15 protein-coding genes and 1 pseudogene are annotated in these 17637 nt (G+C 70.1%); 10 read left to right on the plus strand and 6 right to left on the minus strand.

What is annotated here, in order from left to right; translation table 11 throughout:
• Nucleotides 1-56 precede the first annotated feature (56 nt).
• On the minus strand, nt 57-527 hold the full coding sequence (locus tag OG819_RS18580) for an Lrp/AsnC family transcriptional regulator (RefSeq protein WP_266582699.1): 471 nt from the start codon (nt 525-527) through the stop codon (nt 57-59).
• A 123-nt stretch (nt 528-650) separates the two neighbouring features.
• Here OG819_RS18580 and hppD point away from each other — a divergent pair, with 123 nt between their 5' ends.
• On the plus strand, nt 651-1796 hold the full coding sequence (gene hppD, locus OG819_RS18585) for a 4-hydroxyphenylpyruvate dioxygenase (RefSeq protein WP_266650428.1): 1146 nt from the start codon (nt 651-653) through the stop codon (nt 1794-1796).
• A gap of 13 nt (nt 1797-1809) precedes the next feature.
• Here the strand turns inward: hppD and OG819_RS18590 are convergent, their stop codons facing one another.
• Nucleotides 1810-3459 carry a tetratricopeptide repeat protein gene (locus OG819_RS18590; RefSeq protein ID WP_266650429.1) on the minus strand — a complete coding sequence of 550 codons (1650 nt, stop codon included), beginning with the start codon at nt 3457-3459 and terminating at the stop codon, nt 1810-1812.
• Nucleotides 3460-3550: 91 nt separating this feature from the next.
• On the opposite strand from OG819_RS18590, the gene OG819_RS18595 reads away from it, so the two are divergent.
• On the plus strand, nt 3551-4957 hold the full coding sequence (locus tag OG819_RS18595) for an FAD-linked oxidase C-terminal domain-containing protein (RefSeq protein WP_266652731.1): 1407 nt from the start codon (nt 3551-3553) through the stop codon (nt 4955-4957).
• Nucleotides 4958-5016: 59 nt separating this feature from the next.
• Here the strand turns inward: OG819_RS18595 and OG819_RS18600 are convergent, their stop codons facing one another.
• The gene (locus OG819_RS18600) at nt 5017-5490 is read right to left on the minus strand and encodes an SsgA family sporulation/cell division regulator (protein ID WP_266625002.1); all 474 of its coding nucleotides are present in this window, start codon (nt 5488-5490) and stop codon (nt 5017-5019) included.
• A 254-nt stretch (nt 5491-5744) separates the two neighbouring features.
• Between OG819_RS18600 and OG819_RS18605 the strand changes: the two genes are divergently transcribed.
• Complete coding sequence (locus OG819_RS18605) at nt 5745-7346, plus strand: RDD family protein (protein WP_266650431.1); 1602 nt, start codon at nt 5745-5747, stop codon at nt 7344-7346.
• Between the two features lie 126 nt (nt 7347-7472).
• Entirely contained in the window at nt 7473-8150 is a 678-nt protein-coding gene (locus OG819_RS18610; RefSeq protein WP_266625000.1) for an RDD family protein, read from the plus strand.
• 135 nt (nt 8151-8285) lie between these two features.
• Here the strand turns inward: OG819_RS18610 and OG819_RS18615 are convergent, their stop codons facing one another.
• Nucleotides 8286-8612 (minus strand): hypothetical protein, encoded by a 327-nt coding sequence (locus tag OG819_RS18615; protein ID WP_266650433.1) that lies wholly within the window; start codon nt 8610-8612, stop codon nt 8286-8288.
• Nucleotides 8613-9088: 476 nt separating this feature from the next.
• Between OG819_RS18615 and OG819_RS18620 the strand changes: the two are divergent.
• Nucleotides 9089-11469: pseudogene (locus OG819_RS18620) on the plus strand (immune inhibitor A domain-containing protein).
• Between the two features lie 121 nt (nt 11470-11590).
• Nucleotides 11591-11932, plus strand: a complete 342-nt coding sequence (locus OG819_RS18625; protein ID WP_266413615.1) for a hypothetical protein — start codon at nt 11591-11593, stop codon at nt 11930-11932.
• A gap of 40 nt (nt 11933-11972) precedes the next feature.
• Here OG819_RS18625 and OG819_RS18630 read toward each other — a convergent pair whose 3' ends face one another.
• A complete protein-coding gene (locus OG819_RS18630) occupies nt 11973-12557 on the minus strand; it encodes an isochorismatase family protein (protein ID WP_266413616.1) in 585 nt (194 codons plus the stop codon).
• Between the two features lie 273 nt (nt 12558-12830).
• A complete protein-coding gene (locus tag OG819_RS18635) occupies nt 12831-14159 on the minus strand; it encodes a nicotinate phosphoribosyltransferase (RefSeq protein WP_266624998.1) in 1329 nt (442 codons plus the stop codon).
• Nucleotides 14160-14288: 129 nt separating this feature from the next.
• Here OG819_RS18635 and clpS point away from each other — a divergent pair, with 129 nt between their 5' ends.
• The 4 genes from clpS to OG819_RS18655 all read left to right on the plus strand — a co-directional run bounded on the left by clpS (nt 14289) and on the right by OG819_RS18655 (nt 17597).
• On the plus strand, nt 14289-14606 hold the full coding sequence (gene clpS, locus OG819_RS18640) for an ATP-dependent Clp protease adapter ClpS (protein WP_054229692.1): 318 nt from the start codon (nt 14289-14291) through the stop codon (nt 14604-14606).
• 68 nt (nt 14607-14674) lie between these two features.
• Nucleotides 14675-15280, plus strand: coding sequence for a DUF2017 domain-containing protein (locus OG819_RS18645; protein WP_266413619.1), 606 nt, complete (start codon nt 14675-14677; stop codon nt 15278-15280).
• Nucleotides 15281-15614: 334 nt separating this feature from the next.
• Nucleotides 15615-17075 (plus strand): amino acid permease, encoded by a 1461-nt coding sequence (locus OG819_RS18650; protein ID WP_266650435.1) that lies wholly within the window; start codon nt 15615-15617, stop codon nt 17073-17075.
• 99 nt (nt 17076-17174) lie between these two features.
• Nucleotides 17175-17597, plus strand: a complete 423-nt coding sequence (locus OG819_RS18655; RefSeq protein ID WP_266582689.1) for a M67 family metallopeptidase — start codon at nt 17175-17177, stop codon at nt 17595-17597.
• The last annotated feature ends 40 nt before the right edge of the window (nt 17598-17637 follow it).

Raw genomic sequence — 17637 nt, forward strand, 5'->3', positions numbered from 1 at the left:
TCAGCCCCCCTTCGCGAACCGGAGAGCGTCCATTCACGCCACATCCCGGTCCTCGGTCAGTGCTCGGTCGCCGCCTGCTTCACCAGCGGGATGATCCGCAGCGGAACGGGGTTCTCCATGACGATCGCCGTGGAGGCCCGGACGATGCCATCAAAACCGACGACCCGGTCGATCACACGTTGGAGATCGGCGTTCGAGCGGGCCACCAGCCGGCACAGCATGTCGCCGCTGCCGGTGGTCGTGTGCAGCTCCAGCACCTCGGGGACGGTCGTCAAGTGCGCCCGTACGTCGGGGCCTTGTCCCTGCCGGATCTGCAGGGTCGCGAAGGCCGTGACGGGGTAGCCGAGCGCGGCCGGATCCACCTGCGGACCGAATCCCCGGATGACTCCATTCGATTGAAGGCGGTCGAGCCGGGCCTGCACGGTGCCGCGCGCGACCCCGAGCCGCCGGGACATCTCCAGCACGCCGATACGCGGCTCCTCGGCCAGCAGCACGATGAGCCGGCCGTCCAGGTGATCGATTGCCATGCCGCCCTCCCCGGGTGGTCATCATGTACAGAACGCCCGCCGAAGCGTGCGGTTTACTGAGCACATTGTCCAGCCTGATCGTGAACTATTGCGCACCTTGTGGAACGGGGGGAGTCTGCGGCCATGACGCAGACCACAGACCTCACTCCCGACACCGCCCGGCAGGCAGACCCCTTCCCGGTCAAGGGAATGGACGCGGTCGTCTTCGCCGTCGGCAACGCCAAGCAGGCCGCGCACTACTACTCCACGGCCTTCGGCATGCGGCTGGTCGCCTACTCCGGACCGGAGAACGGCAGCCGCGAGACGGCCTCGTACGTCCTCGAGAACGGCTCGGCACGCTTCGTCTTCACCTCCGTCATCAAGCCCGCCACGACCTGGGGCCACTTCCTGACCGAGCACGTGGCCACGCACGGTGACGGTGTCGTCGACCTCGCCATCGAGGTCCCGGACGCGCGCGCCGCGTTCGCGTACGCCGTCGAGCACGGCGCCCGCCCGCTCGCCGAGCCCTACGAGCTCAAGGACGAGCACGGCACGGTCGTCCTCGCCGCGATCGCCACGTACGGCGAGACCCGGCACACGCTCGTCGAACGCACCGGCTACGACGGCCCGTACCTCCCCGGCTACACCGCCGCCGCCCCGATGGTCGAACCGCCCGCCCACCGCACCTTCCAGGCCATCGACCACTGCGTCGGCAACGTCGAACTCGGCCGCATGAACGAATGGGTCGGCTTCTACAACAAGGTCATGGGCTTCACGAACATGAAGGAGTTCGTGGGCGACGACATCGCGACCGAGTACAGCGCGCTGATGTCGAAGGTCGTCGCCGACGGCACGCTCAAGGTCAAGTTCCCGATCAACGAGCCCGCCATCGCCAAGAAGAAGTCCCAGATCGACGAGTACCTGGAGTTCTACGGCGGCGCGGGCGTCCAGCACATCGCGCTGAACACCAACGACATCGTGCAGACCGTACGCACCATGCGCGCGGCCGGGGTCCAGTTCCTGGACACGCCCGACTCGTACTACGACACCCTCGGCGAGTGGGTCGGCGACACCCGGGTCCCCGTCGACACCCTGCGCGAGCTCAAGATCCTCGCCGACCGCGACGAGGACGGCTATCTGCTCCAGATCTTCACCAAGCCGGTCCAGGACCGGCCGACCGTCTTCTTCGAGATCATCGAACGGCACGGCTCGATGGGCTTCGGCAAGGGCAACTTCAAGGCCCTCTTCGAGGCGATCGAGCGGGAGCAGGACAAGCGCGGCAACCTGTAGAACTCATCCGCGGTCAGCGCGACGTCGGGCGGCGCGGTGCCAGTGGCGGTGGCGCGGGTGGTGGCGGTGGCGGTGGGGGTGGCGGTGTCGTTGTCGGGTGCGGTGCCGGTGCCGGTGCCTGTGCCGTGGGACGACGTGGCGGCCGCGAGGCCGCGGGGTTCGCCGGACGCGCGGGGGCGCCCGGCGGCCCTTGCGCACCCTCGGGCTCCGCCGGGGCGGTGTCCTTCGGCTCGGGCAGCGGCTCCGGGGCAGGCTCGCCGAGAGCGGCCAGGGCTTGCCGGGCCTGGGGCGCGAGGGCGGGGGAGAAGTACGGGTTGATCTGGAGGGACTCCGCGATGTGGCGGCGCGCCGGGCCGGGCAGACCCAGCTCGCGTTCGATCTCGCCCCGGTGGTAGACGTACAGCGCGCTGCGGACGCCGCCGCCCGCCGTCTTGTCCGTCGCCTTCGTCGCGAACTTCAGAGCCTCCTCGTCCTCCTCGGACCGGTGCAGCGCCCACCCCAGCGCGTCCGCGACGGCGATACCGGGCTGGCGTTTCCACTCCTCGCGCAGCCGGCGCACCGCCTCCTCGGGATCGCCGTGGTCCGCCTCGAACAGCCCGAGGACCAGCTCGTCGTCGACACCGGCCGAGGCGTCGGTGCGCACCCGCTCCCGCAGCAGCGCGTACTGCGTCTGCGCCGCGTCGCGCACCCCCAGCGTCTCGTACAACTCGCCCAGCTCCAGCGCGTACCGCGGATCGGGCTCCTGGGCGAACGCCGTCTGGTACGCGCGCAGCGCCTCCGCGCTGCGCCCGAGCGCCGCCAGCGCACGCCCCTGTCCGGCGAGCGCGCCGCGCTGGTCGGGGTCGTTGCTCAGCGCGGCCTCGTAGTAGCGCAGCGACTCCTCGCGGTCCCCGCGTTCCCAGGCGAGCCGGCCCGACTGCGCGAGCCAGGTCGCCCGCTCGGCCGGAGCGGTGGCGCCCGCCGCGGCGTCCGCGAGGGAGGCCATCGCGTCCTCCCGCCAGCCGCGGTCCCAGTACACCTGGGCGGCCTCGGCCAGCACCGGCGGCCCGTGGTGCAGCCCCTGGAGCTTCTCCAGCGCGGCGCGGCTCGCCTTGTAGTCACCGAGGCCGGTGCAGGAGTCGATCAGCAGCGGATACGCCGTCCAGCGCTTCGGCGCCTGCTTCAGTGCCTCCTCGGCCCACTTCCGCCCGGTCTTGAAGTCGCTGCGGGCGTTGGCGAGCGCGGCCAGTCCCTCCAGCGCCGTCGGGTTGCCCTTCGGGTTCGTCTGCAGCGACGTGCGCAGCGCCTGCTCGGCCTTCGGGAAGTACGCGGGCGTGGCCGTCCGCCGGCCCTGCTCCACGTACGCCGCGCCGAGCACCGCCCACGACCGCTCGTCACGCGGATGGGCGCGCAGATGGGCCTCGTGGTCGCCGATGAGCGCCGCCAGATCGGGCAGCGCGGCGGGCACGCCGGCCCCCACCGCCGTCACCGCCCGCGCCACCGGACCCGGCGACGGCGCCGCCGTGGTCCGCCGCTCGGAGGGCAGCAGCACCAGCACCCCGCCGAGGACGACGGCCCCCGCGACCAGGCCGATCAGCATGTGCTTGGCGACGGAGTGACGCCGCTTGGAGGGCCCCTGGGGCGTGAGCCCCGTGAGCACCGGCTGTCGCTCTTCGATCTCCATGCCGCTCACTGTGCGTCAATACGAAGACCACACCCCGGCACTCGAGCCCCGCGTGGATGGGGTTCACACCGATGGCCCCGAGTGCGACGCTGTGATCATGAGCCGTATCGAAGCCCCGCGCGACGAAGTCACCGGCAACCTCGTGGACCGCCTGCTGAGCGGCCTGCCCGCCGAGGCCGTTCTCCTCGACCCGGACGTCACGGCCTCGTACGCGAACGACATGGCGAGCTTCTGCGAGGCGGGCACCCCCGCCGTCGTCGTCCTGCCCCGTACCGTCGAACAGGTCCAGCACGTCATGCGGATCGCGACCGAGCTGCGGGTCCCGGTCGTCCCGCAGGGCGCCCGCACCGGTCTGTCCGGCGCAGCCAACGCCTCCGACGGCTGCATCGTGCTGTCGTTGGTGAAGATGGACCGCATCCTCGAGATCAACCCGGTCGACCGGATCGCCGTCGTGGAACCCGGCGTCATCAACGCCACCCTCTCCCGCGCCGTGGGCGAACACGGCCTGTACTACCCGCCGGACCCCTCCAGCTGGAAAATGTGCACGATCGGCGGGAACATCGGCACCGCCTCCGGCGGCCTGTGCTGTGTGAAGTACGGGGTGACGGCCGAGTACGTCCTCGGCCTGGACGTGGTACTGGCAGACGGGCGGCTCATGTCCACCGGCCGCCGTACGGCGAAGGGGGTCGCCGGGTACGACCTCACCCGCCTCTTCGTCGGATCCGAGGGATCGCTCGGCATCGTCGTCCGGGCGATCCTGGCGCTCAGGCCGCAGCCGCCCCAGCAGTTGGTGCTGGCGGCGGAGTTCGGATCGGCGCGGGCCGCCTGCGACGCCGTGGTCCGGATCATGGAGGGCGGGCACGTCCCCTCCCTCCTCGAACTCATGGACCGTACGACGGTCAAGGCCGTCAACGACCTGGCCCACATGGGCCTCCCGGAGAGCACCGAGGCGCTCCTCCTCGCCGCCTTCGACACCCACGACCCGGCCGCCGACCTCACCGCCGTCGGCGCGCTCTGCGAGGCCGCGGGCGCGACGGAGGTGGTCCCCGCTGAGGACGCGGCGGAGTCCGAACTCCTCCTCCAGGCGCGGCGGTTGTCGCTCACCGCGCTCGAAGCGGTCAAGGGCACGACGATGATCGACGACGTGTGCGTGCCGCGCTCCCGGCTCGGCGACATGCTCGAAGGCATCGAACGGGTCGCCGAGAAGTACTCCCTGACCATCGGTGTCTGCGCGCACGCGGGCGACGGCAACACCCACCCCACCGTCTGCTTCGACGCCACCGACCCCGACGAGTCCCGGCGCGCCCGTGAGTCCTTCGACGAGATCATGGCGCTCGGCCTGGAACTCGGCGGCACCATCACCGGCGAACACGGCGTCGGAGTCCTGAAGAAGGAGTGGCTGGCCCGCGAGCTCGGACCGGTGGGCGTCGAGATGCAACGCGGCATCAAGGCCGCCTTCGATCCACTGGGCATCCTGAACCCGGGCAAGGTGTTCTAGGGACGCCGGTAACGGTGTTCCAGGGAACGCCGGTATCGGAAGGAAGGGCGCGAACGGGTTCACTCGCCGTCCTTCGACTCGTCCGACGGCCACGGGTCGCGCAGCCACAGGTCGTCGGCCGGGGTCGGGGAGAGCAGCTCGGCGAGGCCGTCGTCGAGGCCGAGCTCCTCGGCCTCGGTACCCGGCGGGACCGCCCGCAGGGTGCGCTCCAGCCAGGAGGACACCTGCGCGGCGGGCGCCAGCAGGAGGGCGTCCCCGTCCGGGGAGCTGAGCGCCATCAGAACGACGCTGCGGCCCGCGACCTTCGTCGGCCACACCCGTACGTCGCCGTGTCCGCACGGCCGGAACACCCCCTCGACGAGCAGTTCGCGGGCGAAGGTCCAGCCGACGGGATGGTCGGAGCCGATGTGGAAGGTGATGTGGACGGCGTACGGGTCGTCGGAGCGGTAGTTGAGCCGGGCCGGTACGGGAATGCTGAGTTCGGGCGACAGGACGAGGTCGATCTCGAGTTCGCGTTCCACCACGATGTGCATGTCGATGCGCTTCCTTTCGGGTACGGGGCCCTCGAGGCGGGCCCGTACGAGTGGAGAGCGCGATCACACGGAACCATTACGCGGGTTCGAAGAAGCTTTTTGGCGGGCGTTCCGAGGCCGTGTTCCGCGCGGCGACCGCTTGTGGCGGAACCTTGCCCGAAAGAGGTGGGTACGGCGGGAGCGCCGCTGACAGGTGCGCCCGTCTGATAGATGTGGAGCCTCAAAAACCCCCGAGCAGATACGGGACGACGGACATGAGCGCCCCAACCCCGGCCCCCGGTGACGACCGGCCCCGTGAAGGGTATTACCCGGACCCTTCCATTCCTGGATATGTCCGGTACTGGAACGGTGCCTCCTGGGTACCAGGTACGAGCCGTCCCGCGCCCTCCGACGGCGCACCGCTCACGCCGCCAGGCCCCCGGCCGACGGCCTCCGTTCCCGCGCCCGCGGCCGCTCCCGCCGAGGAGACCGGCCCACACTTCTTCGACGAGGACCCGCGACCCGCCGCCGAGCCGCGCCGGGTGAACCCGGCCGAGGCACAGCACGGCAGCCGGCCCGAGGCCGCGGCCGCGTGGGGCGCCGACCGCTCCCAGCAGTCCGGCTTCGGCGGTGAGCAGGACCGCCGGGTGTCCTGGGGCGCGCCCCCGACGGCCGACCCGCGGCTGCCGCGCGCGGCCGAACCGGGTGACGCGGTCGTCCAGCCGGACGGCGAGTCGGCCCGCGCCGACGGCACCGCGACGATCCCGCCCGCTGACCGGGGCGACACCGCGCAACCCCCCGCCTCCGGCGGCCACGTGGTGTTCCGCCGCCCGGCGGGAGCGGCGCCGTCCACCGGCGCCGAGGGCGCGTCCGGGGCCGCGGCTCCGGCGGGCGGCGCGCAGTTCGCCGGCACCGGTCACCCCGACGGCGCCGCACACCCCGCCCCTTCCGAGGGCGCCATGACCTTCCGTCCGTCCGCCCCGCGCACGGGGCCGCAGCGCGGGGCGCAGCCCGGGGGCACGGCTCCGGCCGACGGCGCACCGGGGGCGGACACCCCCGCGGCGAGGGGCTCGGCGGGGGCCGGGGGCGGCTTCGGCGCCGGGCAGGCCGCCCAGGCCGCGGCCGAGGCGGCGGGCAACTCGGCCCAGCCCGCCGCGCAGCAGCCGCCCACCCCCGCACCCTCCACCCCCTCCGCCCCCGCCACCCCTTCCGTCCCGCAGCAGTCCACCGGCCCCGTCGCCACGCCCCTCACCAGCGGCCCCGGTGGAGGACAGCCGTCCTGGGCCCAGCAGGTGCACCGGCTCGCGGGTGACCCGGGCGCCGACGGACAGCCCGTCACGCCGTGGAAGCCGCCGGTGGACGACGTGTTCCAGGCCGCCGCCCGCAGACAGTCCGCGGCGCGCCCGGCGAGCCTCGGCAGGCGGCTGCTGGCCCGGATCGTGGACACCGCGGTCCTGGCGACCGTCACCGCCGTGCCCGCCGTACCGCTGGGCACCAAGGCGATCGACCACATCAACGAGAAGGTCGACGCGGCCAAGCGGTCCGGCCAGACCGTCACCGTGTGGCTGCTCGACGGCACGACCACGGGCTACCTCGGGATCGTCCTGGCCGTCCTGCTCCTCTTCGGCGTCCTCTACGACGCGCTGCCCACCGCCAAGTGGGGCCGCACGCTCGGCAAGAAGGTGTGCGGGATCGAGGTCCGGGACATCGAGGGCCACGAACCCCCGACCTTCGGGCGGGCCCTGCGCCGCTGGCTCGTCTACGCCGTCCCCGGCGTCCTCGTCATCGGCGTCATCGGCGTCCTGTGGTGCGTGTTCGACAAGCCCTGGCGCCAGTGCTGGCACGACAAGGCGGCCCACACCTTCGTGGCCGCGTAGCCGCCCGTACGCCGTCCGGGCCGTAGGGCCTGACCCTCCGGACGGTGGCGCGGCCGCCGGGAGCCCGGTCCCCCGGACGGCCGCTCGCCGGATGCGCGGCGGCGGGGTTCGCGGTCGACTCGGGCCATGAGCAGCGAACCGCCGCCCCCGGGTTCGGGTCAGCCACCGGACGAGGATCCGTTCAAGAAGCAGCCCCCGCCCGCCGAGGGCGGCGGCTCCCCGTACGACACCCCACCGTCGTCGACACCGCCCCAGGGCTCCCCGTACGACTCCCCGTATGGCAACCAGCCGCCTCCGCACGGCGGCGGGGACCCGTACGGCCCCGGCGGCCCCTACGGGGGTGACCCGCTGGCCGGCATGCCGCCGCTCGCCGACAGCGGCAAACGCACGGTGGCGAGGATCATCGACATGATCCTGGTGGGTATCGTGGTGTGGCTGCTGACCTTGGCGTTCGGGGTCGACGAGTACACGCTGAACGCGGACAAGATGGAGTACAGCAGGGGTTTCGGGCAGGCCGTGATCGCCGCGGTGCTCTACGTCGGCTACGACACCATCATGATCAGCAGGTCGGGGCAGACGCTCGGCAAGAAGCTGTTCAAACTGCGGGTGGCCAACCTCGACGACGGCTCCACGCCCTCCGTGCAGACCACGCTGGTCCGCTCGCTGGTGCTGTGGATCCCGTTCGCGTTCTGCTGCGCGTGCATCTGGACCGCGATCGCGGGCGGTTGGAGCTTCTTCGACAAGCCCTACAAGCAGGGCCTGCACGACAAGGCGGCCAAGACAGTGGTGGTCAGCACGGGCTGAACGAGCTGAACGGGCTGAACGGGCTGAACGGGCTGAACGGGCTGAACGGGCTGAACGGGCTGAACGGGCCGACGTACGCGATCAGCCGCACTCCACGCGGAGACGGCTGATCGGGACAGCGGCGGGTTCGTGGAATCACGGGCCCGCCGGTTCGCGTACGGCGGAGACGGACGCCGACGACACGGACACGGACGCGGCGACGGACGCGGTCTCGCGCTGTGCGGGCACCCGCTCCGGAACGGGAGCCGGTGCGGGAGCCGGTACGGCGGCCACGGAGCCGGAACGCACGCGCTTCGGCAGCGGAACCGTTACGGCGACGAGCAGTCCGAGAGCGAGTGCCGAGAGGGTGATCACCGCGATCCCCAGGCCCGAACTCGTCTGAGACAGCAGCAGCATGGCGAGGGTCGAGAAGATCACGGTGCAGGAACCGTAGGCGAGCTGTGCGGCGGTCGGACGAGGCATGGCGATTCCTCGGGGTGGGGGTACTCCCCCCGTGCCTCTCGCGATGGGGGAGGATGCGGACAACAACGGGACCGGATGGCGACCGGAGTGATCGACAACGGGAGTGGGGCCGCGTATCCGGATGGGGCTGCGAATCGTGGGACGACAACGGTGTCTCCTTGCCGATCCGTTGACATTCCCACGTTCCGCCAATCGACTCTATTCGCCTGCATGCCCGAGTGGAACGTCCGGTAAGCGTGACCTTACCCACGGTGCCGGAGCACGGGGGGCGCACGGAGTCATCGCGTCCACCAAGTGGACGGAGCGACGCGCCCGTTGAGGGGTCCGGCCGCGGTTCGGATACCGAACTGCACCTCCGCATAGTGCAGTTGTCAGGTTCAAGTCAAGATCTGTCTTTTCTTTGGTAACTCCGGTCAAATGTCGTCACTTGACACGCGTATACGCGCGCGGACCTCCATGACCCCCGGGATCCCCCCATCCGCGCGAACGGACGCGGGGGAGGACTTCAAGTTACCAGCAGGCCATGGACGTTCAGAGCAGCCGCGGTGGGCGTTGCCCTCGCGGCGGCTACCGCCACGTTCTCGACGTTCGCCGTGGCGCAGGCAGATGACGCCGCATCGGCGGCGGCTTCGGCGAGCGCGAACCGCCACGAGCCCCAGCCGGCCGGCAAGGAGGCCGAACACGACCTCGACGGCCCGCTCAGCAAGACCCAGGAAGCACAGCGCGAAGAGGCCCTGAACCAGGTCATATCCGGGGACGCGAAGGTCCAGGACCGGAACGGTTCACAGGTCGTCAAGCTCAAGGGCAAGAACAAGTACGTCGAGCTCGGCCGTGAGAAGACCGACAAGATCTTCACCATCCTGGTCGAGTTCGGCGACCAGGTCGACAGCCGTTACGGCGGCACCGTGGGCCCGCTGCACAACCAGATAGCCGCGCCCGACCGCGCCCAGGACAACAGCACGGCCTGGCAGGCGGACTACAACCAGGCGCACTTCCAGGACCTCTACTTCGGCACCGGCAAGAACACCGAGTCGCTGAAGAAGTACTACGAGAAGCAGTCCTCGGGCCGCTACTCGGTCGACGGCGAGGTCAGCGACTGGGTCAAGGTCCCCTACAACGAGGCCCGTTACGGCTCCAACAAGGCGTCCACCGGCGCCTGGTACGCGGTCCAGGACGGTGTCACCGCCTGGGTCGCCGACCAGAAGGCGGCCGGCAAGTCCGACGCGGACATCAAGGCGGACCTGGCCAAGTACGACCAGTGGGACCGCTACGACTACGACGGCGACGGCAACTTCAACGAGCCCGACGGCTACATCGACCACTTCCAGATCGTGCACGCCGGTGAGGACGAGTCCGCGGGCGGCGGCGCGCAGGGCGAGGACGCGATCTGGGCGCACCGCTGGTACGCGTTCGGCACCGACGCGGGCGCCACGGGTCCGGCCGGCAACAAGCTGGGCGGCGCCGCGATCGGCGACACCGGCATCTGGGTCGGCGACTACACCATCCAGCCGGAGAACGGCGGACTCGGCGTCTACGCGCACGAGTACGGCCACGACCTCGGTCTGCCGGACGAGTACGACACCACCAACTCGGCCGAGAACTCCACGGGCTTCTGGACCCTGATGTCCTCCGGTTCCTGGCTCGGCACCGGCAAGAACGCCATCGGCGACCTGCCCGGTGACATGAACTCCTGGGACAAGCTGCAGCTCGGCTGGCTGAACTACGACACGGCCAAGGCCGCGACGAAGTCGAAGCACAAGCTGGGTGTCGCCGAGTACAACACCAAGAACAAGCAGGCCCTGGTGGTCTCGCTGCCCGACAAGGCGGTCACCACCGAGATCGTCGCCCCGGCACAGGGCTCGACCCAGTGGTGGAGCGGCAGCGGCAACGACCTCAAGAACACGCTGGCCCGTTCCGTCGACCTCACCGGCAAGTCGTCGGCGGCCCTCACGCTCGACGGCTGGTACGACATCGAGGCCGACTACGACTACCTGTACACCGAGGTCTCGACCGACGGCGGCGCCAACTGGACCGCGATCGACGGCACGGTGGACGGGCAGCCGATCCCGCGCGACGGCAGCGGCAAGCCCGCGCTGACCGGCACGGTGGACGCGTACAAGAAGCTGTCGTTCCCGCTCGACGCCTACGCGGGCCAGAAGATCGACGTGCGGTTCCGCTACCAGAGCGACGGCGGCGTGGCGCTGAAGGGCTTCGCGGCCGACGAGATCACCGTGACCGCGGACGGTTCGGCGCTCTTCTCGGACAACGCCGAGACCGCGGACGCCGCGTGGACCGCCGCCGGGTTCTCCCGGGTCGGCGCGTCCTTCACCGACGACTACCCGCAGTACTACATCGCGGAGAACCGTCAGTACGTCTCGTACGACAAGACCCTCAAGACCGGTCCGTACAACTTCGGCTTCTCGACGACGCGTCCGTCCTGGGTGGAGCACTACCCGTACCAGAACGGCCTGTTGATCTGGAAGTGGGACACCTCGCAGAAGGACAACAACGTCAGCGCGCACGCGGGCTCCGGGCTGATCCTGCCGGTCGACTCGCACTCCACCGCGCTGAAGTGGTCCGACGGAACGGTGATGCGCAGCCGGATCCAGAGTCGTACGACTCGCCGTTCAGCCTGTACCGCACGGACGGTCTGACGCTGCACAACGCGGACGTGGCGACGAAGATCCCGTCGAAGCCGGGGGTGCCGGTCTTCAACGACCACACCAGCACCTACTACGACACGACGGCCCCGACCGCGGGTGTCCAGATCACTGACACCAACACCAAGATCAAGATCGTCAAGGAGGCCCGCGACGGCTCGACGATCTCGCTCGAAGTGGGCCGTGCGGTGAAGTAAGCGGCATTTTCGCAGGTCAGAAGCGTATCGGCGGCAACCCCCTGGCGGGTTGCCGCCGATCGTGTTTAGGTGCGTCCTGTGGATTTCTTATTGACACCGGTGCGCGCGGGGGTGTGACTGCATGGCCGCAGGAGGTTTCTGCAAGCTGCCGAACGGCAGCGTGGTGGTGGCGCTGAACCTGCCGAGACCGGCGGGCTCGGGCCCTGGGCAGGTGCGTTTCCTGGTCCTGGCCCAGAACCGCGCCCGGGCACTGACGCGCCTTCGCAACCTGGGCCTGCGCGCGGTGTACCTCCGAGGGAACGCGGCCCCGCCCACCCCCGACGAGATCACCGCCGTCCTGCACCACCCCGACGGCCTCATATGGCGCACCACCCCTGACAACGGTGTCCAGGGCTCCGACCTCGCCCAGGAACTGTGGCGCCCGTTCAGATCCCTCCTGAGACGCCCGGCGGCACCGGCGTAGGGCCCTGTGCCGCCTTTTGGGCCACGGGTTGGACCGCGGGTCAGACCACGGGCTTGCCCGTGAGCTCCACCCCGGCCGCCCGCAGCTCCTCCAGCGCCCGGTCCGTGGTCTCCTCGGACACTCCGGCCGTGAGGTCCAGCAGGACCTGGGTGCGGAAGCCGTTTCGGACGGAGTCCAGGGCGGTCGCGCGCACGCAGTGGTCGGTGGCGATGCCGACCACGTCCACCTCGTCGATCTCGCGGGCACGCAGCCAGTCACCCAGCGAGACCCCGTTCTCGTCGGCGCCTTCGAAGCCGCTGTACGCCGCCGCGTACGCGCCCTTGTCGAAGACGGCGTCTATCGCGCCGGAGGCGACCACCGGGGCGAAGTTGGGGTGGAACCCGACCCCCTCCGTGCCGGCCACGCAGTGCGCGGGCCAGGAGTGGACGAAGTCGGGGTTGTCGGCGAAGTGGCCACCGGGAGCGATGTGGAGGTCACGGGTGGCGACGACATGCCGGTAACCGGCGGGCGCCTGCCCGATCAGCTCCGTGATGGCGGCGGCCACATCGGCACCTCCGGCCACCGCGAGGCTGCCCCCCTCGCAGAAGTCGTTCTGCACGTCTACGACGATCAAGGCGCGGCGCATGGTCGGTGTCCTTCGACTGTTTCGACTATGGGGTCGGTGGATGTGGCTGGGAGCGCGGGACCGGCCTGTGGGGCCGAGCCTAGAGACTTCACGCGCGGCACGGGAAGGGGCTTTCGGTTACGGCCTGCTGCGGCGGAGATGTGGTGTTGCGTGTTGCCGTTGCATTCCCGCTGACCGCCCGTTCATTCGTGCTTCGCCCAAGCGTGGCCGGAGCCGGCCGGAGCGCCGCCCGCGCGCGCTCCGGCGCACCCCGCGCACACCACCGGGGCCGTGTCAGACGTATTCCGTCGGAATGACCGGTTCCCCACGGGAGAGCTGCGTCGCCGACAGCGGCAGGCCGGCCAGCACGGCCGCGTGCCGGTCGCGTACGACGTCGAGGGGCTCGCGGGAGAGGACCTGCCCGCCCTTGACGAGCTCCACCAGCAGCTGTCGGTCGGCCAGCTCCGCGGGGACCGCCCCGGTGCCGATCACCTCGGCCTCGGCGACCCCCCGCTCGTCGAGCCGGCGCGCGGCCCACTTGCGCCCGCCGATGGAGGTCTTGCCGCCGGTGGACCTCTTGGCCACGGGCTCCAGCGGAAGCTTCGGGTCCGCCGACTCGGCGCGGGCGACCAGCTTGTAGACCATCGAACAGGTGGGATGGCCGGAACCCGTCACCAGCTGCGTGCCGACTCCGTACGCGTCCACGGGCGCCGCGGCCAGCGAGGCGATCGCGTACTCGTCCAGGTCCGAGGTCACGATGATCCGCGTGTCGGTCGCGCCCAGCTCGTCCAGCTGCTGCCGTACCCGGTGCGCGACCAGCAGCAGGTCCCCGGAGTCGATCCGTACGGCCCCGAGTTCCGGCCCGGCGATGTCGACCGCCATCCGTACCGCCTCCGCGACGTCGTACGTGTCCACGAGCAGCGTCGTTCCGCGGCCCAGCGAGTTCACCTGGGCCTGGAAGGCGTCCCGCTCGCGGTCGTGGAGCAGGGTGAAGGCGTGTGCGGAGGTGCCGACGGTCGGGATGCCGTAGCGGAATCCGGAGGCCAGGTCGGAGGTGGTCGTGAAGCCTCCGACGTACGCGGCCCGTGCCGCCGCCACCGCGGCCAGCTCGTGCGTCCGCCGGGCGCCCATCTCGATCAGCGGCCGGCCCCCGGCGGCGGAGGCCATCCGGGAGGCGGCGGCGGCGATCGCCGAGTCGTGGTTGAGGATGGAGAGGATCACCGTCTCCAGGAGCACGCACTCCGCGAAGGACCCCTCGACCCGCAGGATCGGCGAGCCAGGGAAGTACACCTCGCCCTCGGGATAGCCCCAGATGTCCCCGCGGAAGCGGTACGAGGCGAGCCATTGCAGGGTCGGCTCGTCCACGATGGCGTTCTCGCGCAGGAAGCCCAGGACGTCGGCGTCGAAGCGGAAGTTCTCGACGGCGTCGAGGACCCGCCCGGTGCCCGCCACGACGCCGTAGCGCCGCCCCTCCGGCAGCCGCCGCGTGAAGACCTCGAAGACCGAGCGCCGCTCGGCGGTCCCCGCGGCCAGTGCGGCCTGCAACATCGTCAGCTCGTACTGGTCGGTGAAGAGCGCCGTCGAGGGAACGTCCACCGGCAGCCCAAGGTCGGCTGTGTTCATAAGCCTGGATGGTACCCCCATCTCGTCACTCTGACGATTTATGGGGTCGATGTATGTCGATGTATTCCGGTTGCATTCCCGCGGCATTCCGGGGGTCCATTTGTGCGGGCCCCCCTCTCTGGTGGCAGCATGGGCCGTGTGACCGCTCCCGCACCCCTAGAGATCGAAAAGACCGAGTCGGCGGAGGAGGTCTTCGCCGTACCCGAGCCCGACGTCCCCTGGGTCACCATCGTGCACAACGACCCGGTCAACCTCATGAGCTATGTGACGTATGTCTTCCAGACGTACTTCGGCTACACGAAGGACAAGGCCACCAAGCTCATGCTCGACGTCCATCACAAGGGCCGGGCGGTCGTCTCCAGCGGCACGCGCGAGGAGATGGAACGCGACGTACAGGCCATGCACGGCTACGGTCTGTGGGCCACCCTTCAGCAGGACCGGAAGTAGCAGGACCGGAAGCATCCCGAGCCCTCCCTGTAAACCGCGAGCAGGACCGGAAGTAGCGAACTCACTCCATGCCAGGACACTTCGAACCGCTCCCCGGCGGCGGCGCGGCCGTCGCGCTCGACGAGGTCGAGATCTCCATCATCCGCTCCCTCGCCGTACAGCTCCTGGAGCTCATCGGGCCCGGCCCCGCGGAGAACGCCCCCGACGACCCGCTCGCCGAACTGTTCGCGGAGGGCCCCAGCGAGCCGCCCTCCGACCCCGTGCTGCGGCGCCTCTTCCCGGACGCCTACAGCGGCCCCGACGTCGAGGCCGGCTCGCCCGAGGAGGCCGAGGAGCAGCGCGCCCACTCCGCCGAGTTCCGCCGCTTCACCGAGAACGACCTGCGGGCGGGCAAGCGCGAGAACGCCCTCGCGGTGATCCGCTCGCTGGACGCCCTCACCATGGCGGGCGACGGGGGAGCGGTCCTCAAGCTCTCCCCCGGGGAGTCCGAGCAGTGGCTGCGCGCCCTCAACGACCTGCGCCTGGCGATCGGCGCCCGGCTCGACGTCGTCGAGGAGGAGGACACCGACCTCCTCTACCGCCTCCCGGACGAGGACCCGCGCAAACCGATGGTGATGGCGTACCTGTGGCTGGGCGGTCTCCAGGAGACGCTCGTCGAGACGCTGATGCCCTGACCAGGGGTTGGTTCAGGGTTCAATCGGTGTTCGCTCAGAGGACGCTCAGATCCGGATAACGATCCCGTCACCGTCGTGGCCTGCTATCCACCCTTGAGTGCTTTTTGTCCGCTTCTTCCTGTGGTGTGCCTTACATCGCCCGAAGGCTCCCCATGTTGCGGCCGTGATAAATCTTCACGACCGCCCGACAGGACACCACCCATGTCCGGTCGGGTGCGCCACCGAGCCGGCGACCGTCGGCCAGGCAGCAAGCTCCATCACATCCGGGGGGATCGGAACCCGATCCGAAGCCGAGGGACTGGCTCGGATCGGCATGGAGAAAGGCGCACCACACATGACCTCGTCGCAGGTCGGCAAGACAGACGAGCCCCGTGCCGGCAGTGAGGCCGTGAGCGGCGACGCCCCCGAAGAGGGGTACGAGCGCGGGCTCGGCAGTCGTCAGGTCCAGATGATCGCGATCGGCGGCGCGATCGGCGTCGGCCTGTTCCTGGGCGCCGGGGCGAACATCGCCAAGGCGGGGCCCAGCCTCATCTTCATGTACGCCCTCGCCGGCGTGATCATCTTCTTCATCATGCGGGCGCTCGGCGAGCTGCTCCTGTACCGCCCGGTCTCGGGCTCCTTCGCGGAGTACTCCCGCGAGTTCCTCGGCCCGTTCTTCGGCTACTTCACCGGCTGGACGTACTGGCTGATGTGGGTGGTCACCGGCATGGCGGAACTCACCGCCGCCGCGATCTACGTCCACTACTGGTTCCCGTCCATCCCCCAATGGGTGACGGCACTGGTCTTCCTGATCGTCCTCTTCGTGGCGAACCTGATCTCGGTGAAGCTCTTCGGAGAGATCGAGTTCTGGTTCTCGATGGTCAAGGTCACCGCCCTGATCGGCATGATCGTGATCGGCCTCGGCGTCCTGACCTTCGGCTTCAGCTCGGCCGGTGACACGGCCTCCGTCGCCAACCTGTGGCAGTTCGACGGCTTCTTCCCCAAGGGCATCGGCTCGTCCCTGATGACCCTCCAGGGCGTCATGTTCGCCTACCTCGCCGTCGAGCTCGTCGGCGTCACGGCGGGCGAGTCCGAGAACCCGGAGAAGACCCTCCCCAAGGCGATCAACACCCTCCCCTGGCGCATCGCCCTCTTCTACGTCGGCGCGCTCACGGTCATCCTCTGCGTCGTGAAGTGGACGGAGTTCGCCCCGGGCGTCAGCCCCTTCGTCGAGGCCTTCGCGAAGATCGGCATCCCGGCCGGCGCCGGCATCGTCAACTTCGTGGTCCTGACCGCCGCCCTGTCCTCCTGCAACTCCGGCATGTACTCCACGGGCCGCATGCTGCGCACCCTGGCGGACAACGGCGAGGCCCCCAAGGTCTTCAGCAGGCTCTCCTCGACCAAGACCCCGGCGATCGGCATCACCGTCTCCATGCTCTTCATGGGCATCGGCGTGATCCTGAACTACATCGTCCCGGAGAAGGCCTTCGGCTACGTCACCTCCGTGGCCACCGCCGCCGGCATCTGGACCTGGCTGATGATCCTGATCAGCCACATCCTCTACCGCCGCGCGGTCGACGCCGGACGCCTGCCCGCCTCCTCCTTCCCGGCCCCGGGCGGAGCGAAGTGCAGCTGGATCGCGGTCGTCTTCCTGCTCTTCGTCACGGGCCTCATCGCCTACGACGCCGACTCCCGCGTCTGCCTCTACGTGATGGCCGGCTGGGCCGCGGCCCTGGCCATCGGCTGGTGGGTGCTCAAGGCACGCAACCCCCAGGTCGCCGAGCGCCGCGAACCGGCGTTCGAGAAGGTCGGCTGATCTTCCCGGTTCGGCACGGCCGACCTTCCCGGTTCAGCATGTGGGCCGCCCCGTACCACGCCTCGGTACAGGGCGGCCCTTCTGCTTATCCTGACCGACATGCTGACCATCACCCAGGCCCTCGTCGACCAGATCGTCGCGCACGCGCGCCAGGACCACCCCGACGAGGCGTGCGGCGTCGTCGCGGGCCCGGTGGGCTCGGGCCGTCCCGAGCGCTTCATCCCGATGCTCAACGCCGCCCGCTCGCCCACGTTCTACGAATTCGACTCCGGCGACCTGCTGAAGCTGTACCGCGAGATGGACGACCGCGACGAGGAGCCGGTGATCATCTACCACTCCCACACGGCGACCGAGGCGTACCCCTCCCGCACCGACATCTCCTACGCCAACGAGCCGGGCGCGCACTACGTCCTCGTCTCGACGGCGGACGCGGACGACGCGGGTCCGTTCCAGTTCCGCTCCTACCGGATCCTGGAGGGAGAGGTGACGGAGGAGGAGGTCAAGGTCGTCGACGCGTACTGACGCCGCCCCGACGCCGCCACGATCCCGGACTTTGGGCAGA

The sequence above is a fragment of the Streptomyces sp. NBC_01549 genome, from assembly GCF_026339955.1.
GTDB lineage: Bacteria > Actinomycetota > Actinomycetes > Streptomycetales > Streptomycetaceae > Streptomyces.

Bases quoted from the DNA above. Each gene is read 5' to 3' on its own strand.
- OG819_RS18580 (WP_266582699.1), bottom strand. From the start codon at position 527: ATGGCAATCGATCACCTGGACGGCCGGCTCATCGTGCTGCTGGCCGAG.
- hppD (WP_266650428.1), top strand. From the start codon at position 651: ATGACGCAGACCACAGACCTCACTCCCGACACCGCCCGGCAGGCAGAC.
- OG819_RS18590 (WP_266650429.1), bottom strand. From the start codon at position 3,459: ATGGAGATCGAAGAGCGACAGCCGGTGCTCACGGGGCTCACGCCCCAG.
- OG819_RS18600 (WP_266625002.1), bottom strand. From the start codon at position 5,490: ATGCACATCGTGGTGGAACGCGAACTCGAGATCGACCTCGTCCTGTCG.
- OG819_RS18605 (WP_266650431.1), top strand. From the start codon at position 5,745: ATGAGCGCCCCAACCCCGGCCCCCGGTGACGACCGGCCCCGTGAAGGG.
- OG819_RS18610 (WP_266625000.1), top strand. From the start codon at position 7,473: ATGAGCAGCGAACCGCCGCCCCCGGGTTCGGGTCAGCCACCGGACGAG.
- OG819_RS18615 (WP_266650433.1), bottom strand. From the start codon at position 8,612: ATGCCTCGTCCGACCGCCGCACAGCTCGCCTACGGTTCCTGCACCGTG.
- OG819_RS18625 (WP_266413615.1), top strand. From the start codon at position 11,591: ATGGCCGCAGGAGGTTTCTGCAAGCTGCCGAACGGCAGCGTGGTGGTG.
- OG819_RS18630 (WP_266413616.1), bottom strand. From the start codon at position 12,557: ATGCGCCGCGCCTTGATCGTCGTAGACGTGCAGAACGACTTCTGCGAG.
- OG819_RS18635 (WP_266624998.1), bottom strand. From the start codon at position 14,159: ATGAACACAGCCGACCTTGGGCTGCCGGTGGACGTTCCCTCGACGGCG.
- clpS (WP_054229692.1), top strand. From the start codon at position 14,289: ATGGGCCGTGTGACCGCTCCCGCACCCCTAGAGATCGAAAAGACCGAG.
- OG819_RS18645 (WP_266413619.1), top strand. From the start codon at position 14,675: ATGCCAGGACACTTCGAACCGCTCCCCGGCGGCGGCGCGGCCGTCGCG.
- OG819_RS18650 (WP_266650435.1), top strand. From the start codon at position 15,615: ATGACCTCGTCGCAGGTCGGCAAGACAGACGAGCCCCGTGCCGGCAGT.
- OG819_RS18655 (WP_266582689.1), top strand. From the start codon at position 17,175: ATGCTGACCATCACCCAGGCCCTCGTCGACCAGATCGTCGCGCACGCG.